Raw genomic sequence first — 15,576 nt, forward strand, 5'->3', positions numbered from 1 at the left:
ATGCGCCATCTACCCGGCCAGCCGCAAGACCTGCCAGGCAACCGCGCCAGCCTGGCCGGGTACGCCGCGCGGCATTTTCTATTTTCCGTCGACGCAGGCGTCGCCACCCTGACCTTGCACCGGCCCGAGCGCAAGAATCCGCTCACCTTCGATTCGTATGCGGAGCTGCGCGAGCTGTTCCGCGCGCTGGCGCATGCGGACGATGTGAAGGCTGTGGTCATCACGGGCAGCGGCGACAATTTCTGTTCGGGCGGCGACGTGCACGACATCATCGGTCCCCTGACGCAGCTCGACATGCCCGGCCTGCTGGCGTTTACCCGCATGACGGGCGACGTGGTGAAAGCCATGCGCGCCTGTCCGCAACCCATCGTCGCCGCCATCGACGGCATTTGTGCGGGCGCCGGCGCCATGCTGGCGCTGGCCTCCGATATCCGCATCGGCACGGCGCGCAGCAAGACGGCCTTTTTGTTTACCCGCGTGGGCCTGGCCGGCTGCGACATGGGTGCCTGCGCCTTGCTGCCGCGCGTGATTGGCCAGGGCCGCGCCGCAGAATTGCTGTACACGGGGCGCTCCCTGCCTGGAAGCGAGGCCGAGCGCTGGGGCTGGTTCAACCGCCTGGTCGAACCCGGGGAGCTGGCCGAGGCGGCGCAGCTGTTCGCCGCCGGCCTGGCCGGCGGGCCCACCTTCGCGCATGGCATGACGAAAAAAATGCTGCAGCAGGAGTGGAACATGGGCGTCGATGAAGCCATCGAGGCGGAAGCCCAGGCGCAGGCCATCTGCATGGCCACCAACGATTTCCACCGCGCCTATCACGCCTTCGTGGCGAAAGAAAAACCGCAATTCGAGGGCGACTGACATGAGCAGCACGCGTGATATAACTTACCTGGACTGGCCGTTTTTCGAAGCGCGGCATGCCGAACTTGAACGCGAACTCGATGCCTGGGCCGCGCAGCACCTGCAGGAAGCCCATGGCGCCGATGTCGATGCCGCCTGCCGCGCGCTGGTGGCGCAACTGGGGCAGGGCGGCTGGCTGGCATACGCCACGGGCACCGATGGCAAGATCGACACGCGCGCCATTTGCCTGATGCGCGAAACCCTGGCGCGCCACAACGGCCTGGCCGATTTCGCCTTCGCCATGCAGGGACTCGGTTCCGGCGCCATCGGCCTGTTCGGCAGCGCCGACAACAAGGCGCGCTATTTGCCGGACGTGGCCAGCGGCAAGCGCATCGCCGCCTTTGCCCTGTCCGAGCCGCAGGCTGGCTCCGACGTGGCGGCCATGGCGTGCGCGGCGCGCCGCGATGGCGACGACTACGTGCTCGATGGCGAAAAGACGTGGATCTCGAACGGCGGCATCGCCGATTTTTACGTGGTGTTCGCGCGCACGGGCGAGGCGCCGGGCGCGCGCGGCATCAGCGCCTTCATCGTCGACGCGGACAATCCCGGCCTGGAAATCGCCGAGCGCATCGCGGTGATCGCGCCGCACCCGCTGGCGCGCCTGCGTTTCAATGCCTGCCGCGTGCCCGCCACGCAGCGCCTGGGCGAGGCGGGACAGGGTTTCAAGGTGGCGATGGCCACGCTGGACGTGTTCCGCACGTCGGTGGCCGCCGCCGCGCTGGGCTTTGCGCGGCGCGCCCTTGACGAGGCGCTGCGCCACGCCATGGCGCGCCAGATGTTCGGCCAGACCCTGGCGGACTTCCAGCTGACGCAGGCAAAATTAGCGCAGATGGCCACCGGCATCGAGGCGGCTGCCTTGCTGACCTACCGCGCCGCCTGGCAGCGCGACCAGGGCCGCAAGGTGACGAAGGAAGCGGCCATGGCCAAGCTGACGGCCACGGAAACGGCGCAGCAGGTGATCGACGCGGCCGTGCAGCTGTTCGGCGGCATGGGCGTGGTCAGCGATCATCCGGTCGAGCGCCTGTACCGTGAAATCCGCGCCTTGCGCATCTATGAGGGCGCCAGCGAAGTACAGCAATTGATCATCGCGCGCGAACTGCTGCGCGAGGCGGGACATGTATGAATAACCAGGAGAACGCAATGCAAGTGCTGCAACCACCGGGATGGGCCAGGCCGCGCGGCTATGCAAATGGCGTGGCCGCCAGCGGACGCACGGTGTACGTCAGCGGCATGATAGGCTGGGATGCGCAGGGCCGGTTCCATACGGACGATTTTGCGGGGCAGGTGCGCCAGGCCTTGCAGAATATCGTCGCCGTGCTGGCGGAGGCGGGCGCCTTGCCCGAGCATATCGTGCGCATGAACTGGTATGTGCTCGACAAGAAGGAGTATGTGGCGGCGTATCCGCAAATCGGCGTGGCGTACCGCGAGCTGATCGGCAAGCATTTTCCAGCCATGACGGCCGTGCAGGTGGCTGGCCTGATCGAGGATCGCGCCAGGGTGGAAATCGAGGTGACGGCGGTGCTGCCGCCATGATGGCTACAATAAACTATTGCCTTAACTGCATTTCAATGGAAATAAATTAATGCAATTAATATATCACCCTGTGCTATATTGATATGCCGAAAATTCGCGGCATATATACAGGGGGAGCGATGCAACAACAAATCATGCTGAAAATCAAGGCGGTGCGGCCCGTCACCTTGCTCGCCGGTGCCTTGCTGTGCATCGGCAGCGTTCCTGTCGCCTCGGCGCAATCCTTGCTCAACGGCGCGCAGGAAGCGCAGCTGTCCGCCTGGCTGGGCGAAGGGCCGCTGGCGCTGACGGCCATCTACACGAAGTCGGCGGGCGACACCTCGCGCGACTTCCACCTGGCCGCCGACGGCAAGGGACGCACGTTTTCCGTGATGCAGGCGAGCAACGCCGCCGGCCAGACCTGGCTGGTGGGCGGCTACAACCCGCAAAGCTGGAATTCGTCGGGTACCTACAACATGACGCCGGAAGACCGCGACCGCACGGCCTTCATCTTCAACCTGACGTCGGGCCAGTACTTCCGGCAGACGCCGAAAACCTATGCGCTGGACTCGGTGGGGGCGTATCAAACCTTCAATGATATCGACGCCGGCCCCACGTTCGGCATCGGCGCCGACCTGGGCATGTCGGCGGACCTGAGCACCAATGGCATTTCTTCGCGCTATTCGTACATCGACCCGGTCAATGGCATCTTTGGCGCAAGCTTGCTCGATGGCGCGCCGTATGGCTCCTATCCGAACGTCACGTTTGGCGCCATGCAAGTATTTAGCGTCAGCGCCGTGCCCGAGCCCGCGATGTTGCAACTCATGCTGGCCGGCTTGTTGCTGGTTGGTGCAGGCGTCGCGCGGCGCAGGAAATTCAGCGTGCCGCCGTTTGCCACCATGGGTCACAAATAAGGCAGGACGCTGGTACGGGTTCGGCAGCGTGGCGGGAAATGGTGTGCAGGAATGGCTGACGGCGACGGCGCGCCTGGCCGTGGCAGTCCGGCGCATGCCCGCACGTTGTGCGGGCAAGAGTTCGTCTCGTCACCATGTTCAGAATAATAATAAACAAATATCAGCGTTAAAAGCATAAACTTGCCATTGCTGGCTGCCAACGCGTTACGTATAAGCAACTTTATGGAATTGCACCGTGTTATTTAATTCATTTCCGTTCTTTCTGGTGTTCTTGCCGTTGGCGTTGCTGGGATACTTTCTCCTGTCAAAATACTCGCTGCGGCTATCCATAATTTTCCTGTTGCTGGCCTCGCTTGCATTCTATAGCTACTGGGATGTCGCCTACCTGCCGCTGTTGCTGCTGTCAATCTGCTGTAACTTCAGCATTGGCCGAGTCGTTTCGAAACGTCAAGAGACGGGCCGCAAGCGCGAGGCAAAGCACTGGCTGTGGCTCGGACTCGCCTTCAATTTGTCGCTGCTGGTGTTTTTCAAGTATTTTGATTTTTTTATCAGCAATATTGCCACCCTGACGGGGGCGACATTCCAGCCGCTGGGGATTACCCTGCCGATCGGCATCTCGTTTTTCACCTTTACGCAAATCGCCTACCTGGTCGATTGCCACGCCGGCAAGGTCAAGGATTACCAGCCAGAAAGCTATGGTTTGTTCGTCACCTACTTTCCGCACCTGATCGCCGGTCCGATTCTGCATCACAAGGAGATGATGCCGCAGTTCGTGCAGGCCGAATCGCATGTCTTCAGCCGCGGGCGCCTGATCGTCGGCCTAACATTCTTCACGATTGGCCTGTTCAAGAAAGTCATCTTGGCCGATGGCATCGCGCGCTACGTCGCACCCGTCTTCGACCTCCATCACGCCCATTTGAGCATGCTGGAGGCATGGGCCGGTGCGCTGGCCTATACGTTCCAGCTGTATTTCGACTTTTCGGCCTACTGCGACATGGCGTATGGCTTGTCCTATATGTTCGGCATTATCTTGCCGATTAACTTTCTCTCGCCATACAAGGCGACCTCCATCATCGATTTCTGGCGCCGCTGGCACATCACGCTGTCCAATTTCCTGCGCGATTATCTGTATATCCCCTTGGGCGGGAACCGCAAGGGCGGATTCTTGCGTTACCGCAACCTCCTGATCACGATGCTGCTGGGCGGACTGTGGCACGGCGCCAACTGGACCTTTGTGGTCTGGGGCTGCTTGCACGGCGCTTATCTGATCGTCAACCATGCCTTGCGCCATCTGCTGGGCCAGCGCAGCAACCTGGCGATACGGGCCGGCGGCGCACTGGCGACCTTTTTTGCCGTGGTGCTGGCCTGGGTGTTTTTTCGCGCCAGTTCCCTCGAGGTGGCGCTGGACGTGCTGCAAGCCATGGGCGGCGGCACGCTGACGCCCGCCATGCAGGAAAGCATGCTGGGCGTGAACCGCATCATGCAGCTGAGTTCCTGCCTGTGGTGGCTGGGCGTCTGCGCCGCCATCGTTTTCTTCCTGCCGAACGTGTATGAGCTGCTGGGGCGAGGCTTGCGCCTGTCGACGGAGCAGCGCCTGGACAGTGGCCGGGGCAGCGTCTTGCTGGGGGCCATGTTGATGCTTTGCCTGGTCTTGCTGGCAATTAGCGAGACGCGTGGCGTTTCTGAATTCTTGTACTTTAATTTCTGACAAATCATATGCGCTCCATATTTGCGATAGGCCTGGGTGTGCTGGTCACGGCACTGGCGTTGGAAGCGTTCCTGCAATGCATGCCGGTGGTGTCCGGATTGCGCATGGAGCAGAGCAGCGAGCAGCGTCCGTATGCCCGTTATCTGCCGCAGCAGGACTACGTGTATTCGCACGGCTGGGCCATGGCGAATGCCCGGCATGGCCGGACGAATCGGCAGGGCTTTACCAACTCCCCCGATTTCAAGGATGGCGCGGCCGTGCTTGTCATCGGCGACAGCTTTATCGAAAGCCTGATGCTGGAATACCCGGAAACCCTGCAAGGCCGGCTGAGTCAAGCCCTGGGCGGCGGCGTGTATGCCGCCTCTGCCTCGGGCAACGGCTTTGCCGACGCGCTGGAAGTGTTCCGTCATACGCGTGCGCAGCTGCATCCGCGCACGGTGGTGATGTTTGTCGAGCCGATGGACATGCTCGACATCCTGGCGCCGGCGCAGCGGGGCCATAGCATGTTTGTCAGCGAAGGGAACGATATCAGGATGGTGCATGTTCCCTATGTCGAGTCCAAGGCCAAGCGGCTGGTCGCCTATTCGGCCCTGGCCCGTTATATCTATTACAACTTGAAATTTCCTGACTGGTTGATGAGCCAGTTGCGCCGCAGTCCTCCTGTCGTGGCGCAGGAGCCGGCCGCCAGCGCACCTGATGCACGCCGCGCCGCTGCGCTCGAGTACTACATGACGCAATTGCGCGCGCTGGGCGGCGCTGACGATACGCGCTTTATCTTCCTGGTCGACGCGGACCGGAACATGCTGTATGCGCCGCAGAAGGCGGTACCCAACTGGAAAGCGGGCGATCGCGCATTTTTCATCGAGACTGCCCTGCGACACGGCCATCAGGTGGTGGACATGCAGCCGGTATTCGCGCGCCATTGGGCGCAACAGCGCGAGCGCATGGATTTCCTGCCGATGGACGGCCACTGGAACCCGGTGGCGCACGATCTGGCGGCGCAGCAAATCCTGCCCTTGTTGCCTTCGGCATCGCCTGCGTTGCCGGCGCCATTGCGCCAGGTGGCAGGGCACTGAGGCGCCTGTCCCACGCACGTGCTGCCGGACTGTCAATGGCAGGAACTAGCCTGTATAATGCCGCTGCGCGTGTCGCCATCGTACAATGGATAGTACAAGGTCCTCCTAAGACTTAAATGCAGGTTCGATTCCTGCTGGCGACACCACGTTTCCACGCAACGCGCGTCGGCAGCCTGTGATCATCCAGGCGGTAATTACTGGTCGATGGCGATTGAAGTCCGAGTTATCGGTACAATGCGTGCTTCATTCATCCAATCGGCGGCTGTTTTGCACACCACGCGGTGTGCGCGAGACGGCGCCCGAGCACTCTTACTCATTATGGCTGTCATTTCTCTTTCATCGGCGCAACTTGCGTTCGGTCACGTCGCGCTGCTCGATCACGCGGAATTTTCACTGGAAACCTCGGAGCGGGTCGGCTTGATCGGCCGCAATGGCACGGGTAAATCGTCGCTGTTGAAGGTTATTTCGGGCAAGTTCAAGCTCGATGACGGCTTATTGGTAATGCAACAAGGCATCAAGATCGCGTATGTGGAGCAGGAACCGCAATTCGACCCGGAAATGTCCGTGTTCGACGCCGTCGCGTCCGGCATGGGCGAATCGCAGGCGTGGCTGAAGGAATACGATGCGTTGACGGGCCAGTTTGGCCAGGGCAATGACGACGAACTGATGGAACGCATGCACGACATCCAGGTCAAACTCGATGCGGCCGATGCGTGGAGCTTGCCGAACAAGGTGGAAACCGTGCTCGACCGTCTGAACCTGACGGGCGACATGGCCATGAAAACCCTGTCCGGCGGGATGCAGAAGCGCGTGGCGCTGGCGCGCGCGCTGGTGTCGGCGCCCGACGTGCTGCTGCTCGATGAGCCTACCAACCATCTGGACTTCAGCTCCATCCTGTGGCTGGAAGGCTTGTTGCGCGACTTCAAGGGCAGCGTGCTGTTCATTACCCATGACCGCTCCTTCCTCGACAACGTTGCCACGCGCATCATCGAGCTCGACCGCGGCCGTTTGCTGTCGTATCCGGGCAACTTCACGGCGTATCAAGTGCGCAAGGCGGAGCAGCTGGAAATCGAAGAAGTGGAAAACGCCAAGTTCGACAAGTTCCTGGCGCAGGAAGAAGTGTGGATACGCAAGGGCGTCAAGGCCCGCCGCGTGCGCGACGAAGGCCGCGTGCGCCGCCTGGAAGCGCTGCGCCTGACGCGCAATGCGCGCCGCGAACAGCAAGGACAAGTCAAGCTGGACGTCTCGGCCGGCGAACGCTCGGGCAAGATCGTGGCGGACCTGGAAAACGTCTCCAAGATTTACGGCGACAAGGTCATTGTCAAGGATTTCAGCGCCACCATCTTGCGCGGCGACAAGGTTGGCCTGATCGGCGCCAACGGCGCCGGCAAGACCACCCTGCTGAAGATGATCCTCGGCGAAGAGCAGTCGGATACGGGCACCATCCGCCTGGGTACCAAGCTGCAAGTGGCGTATTTCGACCAGATGCGCACGCAGCTGAACGAAGAGGCGAACCTGATGGAAACCATCGCGCCGGGCAGCGACTGGGTCGAGATCAACGGCCAGCGCCGCCACGTGATGACGTACCTGAACGACTTCCTGTTCGCGCCGGAACGCGCCCGTTCGCCCGTCAAGTCGCTGTCCGGTGGCGAGCGCAACCGTTTGCTGCTGGCGCGTCTGTTCGCCAAGCCGGCCAACGTGCTGGTGCTCGATGAACCGACCAATGACCTGGATATCGATACCCTGGAATTGCTGGAAGAGTTGCTGGAAGAATACACGGGCACCGTCTTCCTCGTCAGCCATGACCGCACCTTCCTCGACAACGTGGTCACGCAGGTGATCGTCGCCGAAGGCGAGGGCAAGTGGCGCGAATTCGTCGGCGGCTACACGGACTGGGAGCGCGTGCGCACCTTGCCGATCGCCACGGCGCCAGCCAGCAAGCCGGCCGTGAAGGTCGAGGCTGCCGCGCCGGCCGCCAAGCAGAAAAAGCTCAGCTACAAGGAACAGCGTGAGCTGGAAGAGTTGCCGAAACTGATCGCCAAGCTGGAAGACGAGCAATCGGTGCTGGCCGCCGAACTGTCGCATCCGGACTTCTACAAGAAGACGCCAGCCGAAGGCAAGCGCCTGAATGCGCGCGTGGCCGAGATCGAAGGCGAACTGCTGGAAGCGCTGGAAAAGTGGGAGCAGATCGAGGTGCGCGCGAATAGCTGATGCTTTTTTGCATACCCTGTTGTAATTAAGTCAGGATTATTTGCCACGGCAACGGTTCTGCTTGATATAATTATATAATTATATTTATTACATCGGGGGATGCATGTTTGTCATGAAAAACATGCGCTCCGGACCACCGCGTCCGGCGCGCAGCTCCTCCTCCGATGCGTGGCAGCATGTTTGACCGCGCCGCCTTGCCCCGGGTAGCGCCATTCCTGGCCTATCTCTCCTTCATTGCCATTGCCGACATGCTCGGCCGCCTGGGCGTTGCCGCGCAGGACTTGCGCTGGCTGTATGTCGTCAAGATCGGCGTCGTGCTGGGCTTGTTGTTGTACTGGCGCCGCAGTTACACGGAATTACGGTGGACGCCGTTGGGCGCGCGTGCCATTCTCGGGGCGCTGGCAGGCGGTGTTGTTGTTTTTTTGCTGTGGATCAATCTCGACGCCAGCTGGATGAGCATCGGCAAGCCGGACGGTTTCGACCCCCGCACCGATGGCCGCATCGAGTGGAGCCTGGTGCTGCTGCGCATCGCCGGCGCGGCGCTGGTGGTGCCCTTGATGGAAGAGCTGTTCTGGCGCTCCTTCCTGCTGCGCTGGATCGACAAGCCGGATTTTTTGCGGGCCGATCCGCGCCTGGCCAGCGCCAAGGCCTTCGCCATCAGCGTGTTGCTGTTTGGCTTTGAGCATAATTTATGGCTGGCCGGCATGGTGGCCGGTGCGGTCTATAGTTTGTTGTACATGCGTAGCCAGTCCCTGTGGTCGCCCATCCTCGCGCACGGCGTGACGAACGGTGTGCTGGGCCTCTGGATTATTTCTGGTGGGCACTGGATTTACTGGTAGTATTGCCTATCAACTGTGTGATCTTTCAAAGACAAAATCCATGTTGAATTCCTTGCGTAAAAAAGCCGTTGCCGCCGCCTTCATGGCCAGCCCACGTTTGCCGGTTGCGCTGTTACTCTTGGGCACCCTGGCCAGCGGCGCCGCCGTGGCCGATATCAGCGACACCATCAAGCCTTTCGTTGCCACGTCCTATTCGTACGACGACAACCTGATGCGCCTGCCGGACGATGTGCGGGGTTTTTCCGGCCCCCGTTCGGATACGTCGAGGATGCTGCAGGCGGGCTTCCTGTTCAACCGTCCCATCGGCCGCCAGATACTGACGGGCCAGGCCAAGTGGTCGAAGGTGAGCTTCAACCGCTTCAGCCAGTTCGACTACGATGGCAAGGATTACCTGGCCGACCTGGAATGGCACATCGCCAACCACCTGGAAGGCCATGTGGGCGCCAGTTATTCGCAGACCCTGACGCCGTTCAGCGACTTCCAGAGCTCGGTGCGCAATCTGCGCACGCAGCGCCGCGAGTACGTGAATGGCGCGTGGCGCTTCCACCCCAGCTGGCGCGTGCGCGGCGGCCTGTCGCGCGACCGCTACTCGTATGACCTGCCGTCGCAGGCGTTTTCCAACTGGGTGGAAGACGCGACGGAATTTGGCGTCGACTACCTGGCGCGCAGCAACAGCCGCGTCGGCGTGCAGCTGCGCCACCTGAATGGCAAGTATCCGAACCGCGGCGCGTTCGACGCCAGTGTGTACGGCAACGGCTATAGCCAGGACGAGATCAAGGCCAATGTCCTCTGGGATTTCAGCGATATCACGCAGATGGAATTCCTCGGTGGCTGGGTGCGCCACCGCAACAACTTGCTGTCCGGGCGCGATACCAGCGGCACGAATGGCCGGCTGAGCGTGTACTGGAAGCCGTTGGGCAAGGTCAATTTCACGGGCATCGTCTGGCGCGAATTCGGTTCCGTCGACAATTCGCTGGTGACGAGCAGCCTGAACACGGGCGCCAGCCTGGGCGCGACCTGGACGGCCACGTCGAAGGTGCGCGTGGATGCGCAGCTGCGCCAGGAACGGCGCGATTTCGAGGCCGTCAGCGGCCTGGTGCTGCCCGGCGACGGGCGCGACACCACGCGCACGGCCTCGCTGGGCGCGACGTATGCACCGCACCGGAAAATCCAGCTTGGCGTGCGCGTGTTCCACGAGCGGCGCGAAGGCGTCGCCATCATCGATAGCGGCAGCTACCGGGCCAAGGGCATTTCCTTCAATGGCAGCGTACAGTTTTAAAGATCAACATGACTGTCAATGATATACCCCTGATTTCGTTTTTCCAGCGCGTCCTCGACCCGATCATCATCATGGGCTTGCTGTACCTGATGACGGTGTTGTCGGGTTCGACCTTCACCGGCTATACGCTGGTGCTGATGATACTGGCCGTCTTCATTTCATCGACGGTCTACCAGCATGTCGACCCCTACCGTACCTGGCGCAGCGGCCGCATGCTGGCGTATGCGCGCGATATCCTCGTCGGCTGGACCATCGTCGCGCTGATCCTCACCTTCCTGGGCTCGGCCACGGGCCTGGCCTATCATTTCGATACCGAAGTGGTGCTGGCCTGGTTTGTCCTCACGCCCTTCGTGCTGCTGGCCGGGCACCTGGCCGGGCGCAGGTTCAGCCTGCGCCCGGACGGCGACAGCGAAGTGCGCTCGGTGGTCATCATCGGCGCCAACGACGCCAGCCTGAAGTTTGCCGCCACCGTCGAGCGCAATGCCAACCTGTTCATGCACGTGCACGGCTTTTTCGATGACCGCACGGACGACCGCTGGCCGGAAAAGATGCGCGAGCCCATGCTGGGGCGCATGGATGATATCGCCTCCTATGTGCGCGAACACAACATCAAGATGATCTTCATCAGCCAGCCGATTTCGGCCCAGCCGCGCATCCGCAAGATGCTCGACGAGCTCGAAGATACGACGGCTTCCGTGTATTTCCTGCCGGATATTTATATCTTCGACCTGATGCAGGCGCGTTTCGACAACGTGGGCGGCATGCCCGTCATCGCCATCCGCGAATCGCCGTTCACGGGCTTTAACAGCATGGTCAAGCGGGGCAGCGATATCGTGCTGGGGCTGATGATCCAGATCCTGCTGCTGCCGGTGATGCTGGTCATCGCCATCGCCGTCAAGACCACTTCGAAAGGCCCCGTGATTTTCCGCCAGCGCCGCTATGGCCTGTATGGCGAGGAAATCGTCGTCTACAAGTTCCGCTCCATGACGGTGGGCGAGGATGGCGACACGGTGGTGCAGGCCACCAAGAACGACCAGCGCGTGACGCGCGTCGGCGCTTTCCTGCGCCGCAGCTCGCTCGACGAGCTGCCGCAATTCCTCAACGTCCTGCAGGGCCGCATGAGCATCGTCGGACCGCGCCCCCATGCCGTCGTGCACAACGAGCAGTACCGCAAGCTGATCAAGGGCTACATGCTGCGCCACAAGGTCAAGCCCGGCATTACTGGCTGGGCCCAGGTCAACGGTTTGCGGGGCGAGACGGAAACGCTCGACAAGATGGAGGCGCGCATCCATTTCGACCTCGATTACCTGCGCAACTGGTCGCTGTGGCTGGATCTGTGGATTATCGCGCGCACGGTCAAAGTGGTGCTGGCGCGCGAGAACGCCCATTGAGCGTCAGTATGCTGCCCGCAGGAAAAAATAGCGTTTGAATATACTTTGCACGGAGTCAATACGCGTTAAAATGGAGCATCTATAGAGCACCAGCGCATTACGCGACCACTCCGCGCTCACCTTGCCACGAGTCGTGCCGGCCATGCGCCATTACTTTCCTCTTGGAAAGGGTTCACGATGTGAGCAGTATCCGGCCTTGCCCCTGCCGGACGTGCGTCACCCTGACGGGAGGCCGTCCGGGACGGCACGCGCCAACTATCGATTTTAAAGTCGGTCTGAACCACGCAATACATAATTTTTTGCAATCAAGTAGACTGTGGAAATAGTTGTTTTTATATCTCATTAGTAGATTTTTAAGCAAATATTTTGCTTGTCGTCATGCATTATGTGTATTATGTTTACAATATTGTTAATTATTTGACGAATAACTATTTTTCGGGGCATCCGTGCAGTGCAGCCTGGCCATGGCCCGTTATACTGCGCCGGATTTTCCACCCCCGTCATACCTGTCATCCGAAGGAGCACGCTTGAATCATTTTATTCACTCCCGCCCCGCGCCACGTTTGTTGTGCGCCGCCCTGGTCCTGCTGGCCGCTGCTGGCCTGTCCGCTTGCGGCAACAAGGAAAAAAAGGCTGGCCAGGCGCTGGCCAGCGTGAACGGCGAAGAAATCACCGTCTTGCAGTTGAATGAAGAGTTGCAGCGCGCCGGCGTGCAGGCGCCGCAGCAGGCCGCGGCCAGCAAGCAGTTGCTCGAGTCGCTGATCGACCGCCAGTTGCTGCAGAACGAAGCGGCCAAGGAAAAGGTCGACCGCGATCCGAAAGTCATGCAGGCCATCGAGCGCGCCAAGGCGCTGATCGTTGCCCAGGCATACATGCAAAAGCGCATCGGCGCGGCCACCCGCCCGAGCAAGGCCGAAGTGGAAGAGTACTTCGCGAAAAACCCGCTGTTCTTCAGCCAGCGCAAGCAATTCGATCTGCGCGAGCTGGTCATCCCGACGGCGGCGCTGAACGATGAGCTCAAAGCCGTCATGGACCGCGCCAAGTCGCTGGAAGACGTGGCGCAATGGCTGGAGGAGCACAAGATCGCGTTCGGCCGCACCCAGGTGTCGCGCACCAGCGCCGACCTGGCGCCCGAACTGAGCAGCAAACTGCAATCGATGCCGAAGGGCCAGCTGTTCATCGTGCGCGAAGGCGAGCGCAGCCTGCTCATCGCCCTGGCCGATATCAAGGACAGCCCGGTGGGCCTGGACGCGGCGGCGCCGCAAATCGAGCAGTTCCTGGCCAACAAGAAGAACAAGGATGCGGCCGAAGCGGAGCTGAAGCGTCTGCGCGCCAGCGCCAAGATCGAGTATTTCAACAAGGATGCGGCGGCTGCGGCCTCGGCTACGGCCAGCGCACCTGCGGCAGCGGCGCCGGCGAACAGCGCGCATGAAGCCAACGAGCGCGGCGTGGCGGGCTTGAAATAAGTGACTTATCGACAAGTAGTTAAACATCAGCAATCTACCAACGGGAATCTGTAATCATGAAACGACTCGCAAACTGGATGATGGCGGCCTTTCTGGCCCTCGCCGCAGGCATGGCCGGTGCAGCCGATGTCCCCCTTGGGGCTGGTGACGTGCTGAAAATCTCCGTCTACGGCAACCCGGACCTGGGCCTGGAGACGCGCGTGAGCGAAGCGGGGGAAATCACCTTCCCGCTGGTGGGCGCGGTGGCCGTCGGCGGCCTGTCGACGTCGGCAGCGGAAAAGAAACTGGGCGGCTTGCTCGAGAGCGGCGGCTTCCTGCGCAAGGCGCAAGTCAACATCATCGTCACCAGCCTGCAAAGCCAGCAGGCGTCCGTGCTGGGCCAGGTCAACCGTCCGGGCCGCTACCCGGTGGAAGGCAAGCGCAGCGTGATGGACATGCTGGCCATGGCCGGCGGCGTCAGTCCTGACGGCGCCGACCAGATCACCGTGATCCGCAAGCGCGGCGGCACTGCCACGCGCGACGTGGCCGACATTCTCGACATCGTGCGCAACGGCGACCTGAAGGGCGACATGGAAGTGGGCGGCAACGACATCATCTACGTGGAACGCGCGCCGCGGTTCTACATCTATGGCGAAGTCCAGCGTCCGGGCGCCTTCCGCCTGGAACGCAACATGACTGTGCTGCAAGCCCTGTCCGTGGGCGGTGGCCTGACCTTGCGCGGCACCGAACGGGGCGTGCGCGTCAAGCGCCGCAATGCGGAAGGCCAGATGGAAGTATTGTCGGTCAAGCATGACGACCTGCTGCGCGTCGACGATGTCGTGTATGTCCAGGAAAGCCTGTTCTAAGAGCAACTGGCTCCCTACCTTTTTGTATTGAAAGTTTCCAAATGAACCTCACCCAACTATTGCTGATCCTTCGGGCGCGCAAGAAGATTGTGCTGCTGACCTTGATGATCACCGTGGCGCTGGCGCTGGGCGTCAGCCTGGTGCTGCCGAAGACCTACAAGGCCACCAGCACCCTGCTGCTGAACTACAAGGGCGTCGATCCCTTGACTGGCATGACCATGCCGGGGCAGTTGCTGCCTGGCTACATGGCGACCCAGGTCGATATTATCGGCAGCAAGAACGTGGCCTTGCGCGTCGTCGACCAGCTGGAACTGGCGCGCAGCCCCGCCGTGATCGCCCAGTTCAATGACGCGGCGCAAGGCAAGGGCACGGTGCGCGACTGGCTGGCCGACTTGCTGCTGAAGAAACTCGAAGTGATGCCGTCGCGCGAAAGCAGCGTGGTCGATGTCAGCTTCAAGGGCGCCGACCCGCAATTCGTCGCGGCCGTGTCGAACGCCTTTGCGGAACAGTATCAAAAGGTCAGCATCCAGCTGAAGGTCGACCCGATGCGCAAGGCGACGACGTACTTCGATGACCAGACCAAATTGCTGCGTGACAACGTCGAGCGCGCGCAAAGCCGCCTGTCGAAATACCAGCAGGACAATGGCATCGTCAGCGTCGACAACCGCCTCGATGTGGAATCGAACCGCTTGAACGACCTGTCGGCGCAACTGGTGCTGGCGCAGGGCCAGGCCATGGAAGCCAATTCGCGCCAGCGCATGGCGCAGGGCGGCAACCTGTCCGAATCGCCGGACGTCGCGTCGAATCCGCTGATCCAGAGCCTGAAGCTGGGCCTGGGCAATGCCGAGGGCAAGCTGGCCGAACTGGGCCAGCGCCTGGACCGCAATCACCCGCAATACCAGAGCGCCAAGGCGGAAGTGGACAAGCTGCGCCGCGACCTGGCCGAGCAGACGCGCGCCACCTCGCAAAGCGTGGGCAACAATGCGCAGATCCTGCAGCAGCGCGAAGGCGCGATCCGCGCCGCACTGGCGGCGCAAAAAGCCAAGGTGCTGGAATTGAACCGGACGCGCGATGAAATGGGCGTGCTGAGCAAGGATGTGGAAAGCGCCCAGCGCGCCTTCGACGTGACCTCGCAGCGCCTGTCGCAGACGCGCATCGAAGGCCAGGCGGAGCAGTCCGATATCGCCATGCTCAATCCGGCCACGGCGCCGATCGAGCCGGACAGCCCGAAGATTCTCCGCAACGTGCTGCTGTCGATCTTCCTCGGCCTCATGCTGGGCTGCGGCATCGCGCTGCTGGCCGAATTGCTGGACCGCCGTATCCGTTCCGACCAGGACCTGAGCGAAGTGCTGCAGATTCCCGTGTTCGGCGTGGTCGACTGGAAACCTAAACAGCGTCGCATGCGCGGCATGCTGCCGCGCCGTTTGCGCCTGAACTGAGA

General features: G+C 61.5%; 13 protein-coding genes and 1 tRNA gene. All 14 read left to right on the forward strand.

The features are described from left to right. The 14 genes from O3300_RS25500 to epsF all read left to right on the forward strand — a co-directional run bounded on the left by O3300_RS25500 (window position 1) and on the right by epsF (window position 15,574). Window positions 1-855: an enoyl-CoA hydratase family protein gene (locus O3300_RS25500; RefSeq protein WP_305054472.1), complete on the forward strand. Its 855-nt coding sequence runs from the start codon at window positions 1-3 to the stop codon at window positions 853-855. Window position 856: 1 nt separating this feature from the next. Further along, window positions 857-2,017, forward strand: a complete 1,161-nt coding sequence (locus O3300_RS25505; protein WP_305054473.1) for an acyl-CoA dehydrogenase family protein — start codon at window positions 857-859, stop codon at window positions 2,015-2,017. Window positions 2,018-2,034: 17 nt separating this feature from the next. Beyond that, window positions 2,035-2,427, forward strand: a complete 393-nt coding sequence (locus O3300_RS25510) for a RidA family protein (RefSeq protein WP_099665086.1) — start codon at window positions 2,035-2,037, stop codon at window positions 2,425-2,427. 119 nt (window positions 2,428-2,546) lie between these two features. Further along, window positions 2,547-3,320: a PEP_CTERM-anchored TLD domain-containing protein gene (locus O3300_RS25515; RefSeq protein ID WP_305054474.1), complete on the forward strand. Its 774-nt coding sequence runs from the start codon at window positions 2,547-2,549 to the stop codon at window positions 3,318-3,320. 340 nt (window positions 3,321-3,660) lie between these two features. Further along, window positions 3,661-5,028 carry an MBOAT family protein gene (locus tag O3300_RS25520; protein WP_354669673.1) on the forward strand — a complete coding sequence of 456 codons (1,368 nt, stop codon included), beginning with the start codon at window positions 3,661-3,663 and terminating at the stop codon, window positions 5,026-5,028. An 8-nt stretch (window positions 5,029-5,036) separates the two neighbouring features. Further along, window positions 5,037-6,104 (forward strand): hypothetical protein, encoded by a 1,068-nt coding sequence (locus O3300_RS25525; protein ID WP_305054475.1) that lies wholly within the window; start codon window positions 5,037-5,039, stop codon window positions 6,102-6,104. 71 nt (window positions 6,105-6,175) lie between these two features. Then, window positions 6,176-6,250, forward strand: a tRNA-Arg gene (locus O3300_RS25530). Window positions 6,251-6,422: 172 nt separating this feature from the next. Next, window positions 6,423-8,315, forward strand: coding sequence for an ATP-binding cassette domain-containing protein (locus tag O3300_RS25535; protein WP_305054476.1), 1,893 nt, complete (start codon window positions 6,423-6,425; stop codon window positions 8,313-8,315). Window positions 8,316-8,491: 176 nt separating this feature from the next. Continuing rightward, a complete protein-coding gene (locus tag O3300_RS25540; protein WP_305054477.1) occupies window positions 8,492-9,154 on the forward strand; it encodes a CAAX prenyl protease-related protein in 663 nt (220 codons plus the stop codon). A gap of 40 nt (window positions 9,155-9,194) precedes the next feature. Beyond that, window positions 9,195-10,433 carry an XrtB/PEP-CTERM-associated polysaccharide biosynthesis outer membrane protein EpsL gene (gene epsL / locus O3300_RS25545; RefSeq protein ID WP_099665082.1) on the forward strand — a complete coding sequence of 413 codons (1,239 nt, stop codon included), beginning with the start codon at window positions 9,195-9,197 and terminating at the stop codon, window positions 10,431-10,433. Between the two features lie 8 nt (window positions 10,434-10,441). Then, window positions 10,442-11,824 carry an undecaprenyl-phosphate glucose phosphotransferase gene (locus O3300_RS25550; RefSeq protein WP_099665081.1) on the forward strand — a complete coding sequence of 461 codons (1,383 nt, stop codon included), beginning with the start codon at window positions 10,442-10,444 and terminating at the stop codon, window positions 11,822-11,824. Between the two features lie 527 nt (window positions 11,825-12,351). Beyond that, window positions 12,352-13,290 (forward strand): EpsD family peptidyl-prolyl cis-trans isomerase, encoded by a 939-nt coding sequence (locus tag O3300_RS25555; protein WP_257218705.1) that lies wholly within the window; start codon window positions 12,352-12,354, stop codon window positions 13,288-13,290. A 56-nt stretch (window positions 13,291-13,346) separates the two neighbouring features. Continuing rightward, window positions 13,347-14,135, forward strand: coding sequence for a polysaccharide export protein EpsE (gene epsE, locus O3300_RS25560; RefSeq protein WP_077400957.1), 789 nt, complete (start codon window positions 13,347-13,349; stop codon window positions 14,133-14,135). A gap of 41 nt (window positions 14,136-14,176) precedes the next feature. Then, on the forward strand, window positions 14,177-15,574 hold the full coding sequence (epsF, locus tag O3300_RS25565) for a chain length determinant protein EpsF (RefSeq protein ID WP_077400960.1): 1,398 nt from the start codon (window positions 14,177-14,179) through the stop codon (window positions 15,572-15,574). The last annotated feature ends 2 nt before the right edge of the window (window positions 15,575-15,576 follow it).

The sequence above is a fragment of the Janthinobacterium sp. SUN206 genome, from assembly GCF_030587305.1.
In the GTDB taxonomy this organism is placed as follows: Bacteria; Pseudomonadota; Gammaproteobacteria; order Burkholderiales; family Burkholderiaceae_D; genus Janthinobacterium; species Janthinobacterium kumbetense.

What these genes read in the sequence shown, in the direction of transcription:
- O3300_RS25500 (WP_305054472.1), top strand. Translation starts at nt 1, where the DNA reads ATGCGCCATCTACCCGGCCAGCCGCAAGACCTGCCAGGCAACCGCGCC.
- O3300_RS25505 (WP_305054473.1), top strand. Translation starts at nt 857, where the DNA reads ATGAGCAGCACGCGTGATATAACTTACCTGGACTGGCCGTTTTTCGAA.
- O3300_RS25510 (WP_099665086.1), top strand. Translation starts at nt 2,035, where the DNA reads ATGCAAGTGCTGCAACCACCGGGATGGGCCAGGCCGCGCGGCTATGCA.
- O3300_RS25515 (WP_305054474.1), top strand. Translation starts at nt 2,547, where the DNA reads ATGCAACAACAAATCATGCTGAAAATCAAGGCGGTGCGGCCCGTCACC.
- O3300_RS25525 (WP_305054475.1), top strand. Translation starts at nt 5,037, where the DNA reads ATGCGCTCCATATTTGCGATAGGCCTGGGTGTGCTGGTCACGGCACTG.
- O3300_RS25535 (WP_305054476.1), top strand. Translation starts at nt 6,423, where the DNA reads ATGGCTGTCATTTCTCTTTCATCGGCGCAACTTGCGTTCGGTCACGTC.
- O3300_RS25540 (WP_305054477.1), top strand. Translation starts at nt 8,492, where the DNA reads ATGTTTGACCGCGCCGCCTTGCCCCGGGTAGCGCCATTCCTGGCCTAT.
- epsL (WP_099665082.1), top strand. Translation starts at nt 9,195, where the DNA reads ATGTTGAATTCCTTGCGTAAAAAAGCCGTTGCCGCCGCCTTCATGGCC.
- O3300_RS25550 (WP_099665081.1), top strand. Translation starts at nt 10,442, where the DNA reads ATGACTGTCAATGATATACCCCTGATTTCGTTTTTCCAGCGCGTCCTC.
- epsE (WP_077400957.1), top strand. Translation starts at nt 13,347, where the DNA reads ATGAAACGACTCGCAAACTGGATGATGGCGGCCTTTCTGGCCCTCGCC.
- epsF (WP_077400960.1), top strand. Translation starts at nt 14,177, where the DNA reads ATGAACCTCACCCAACTATTGCTGATCCTTCGGGCGCGCAAGAAGATT.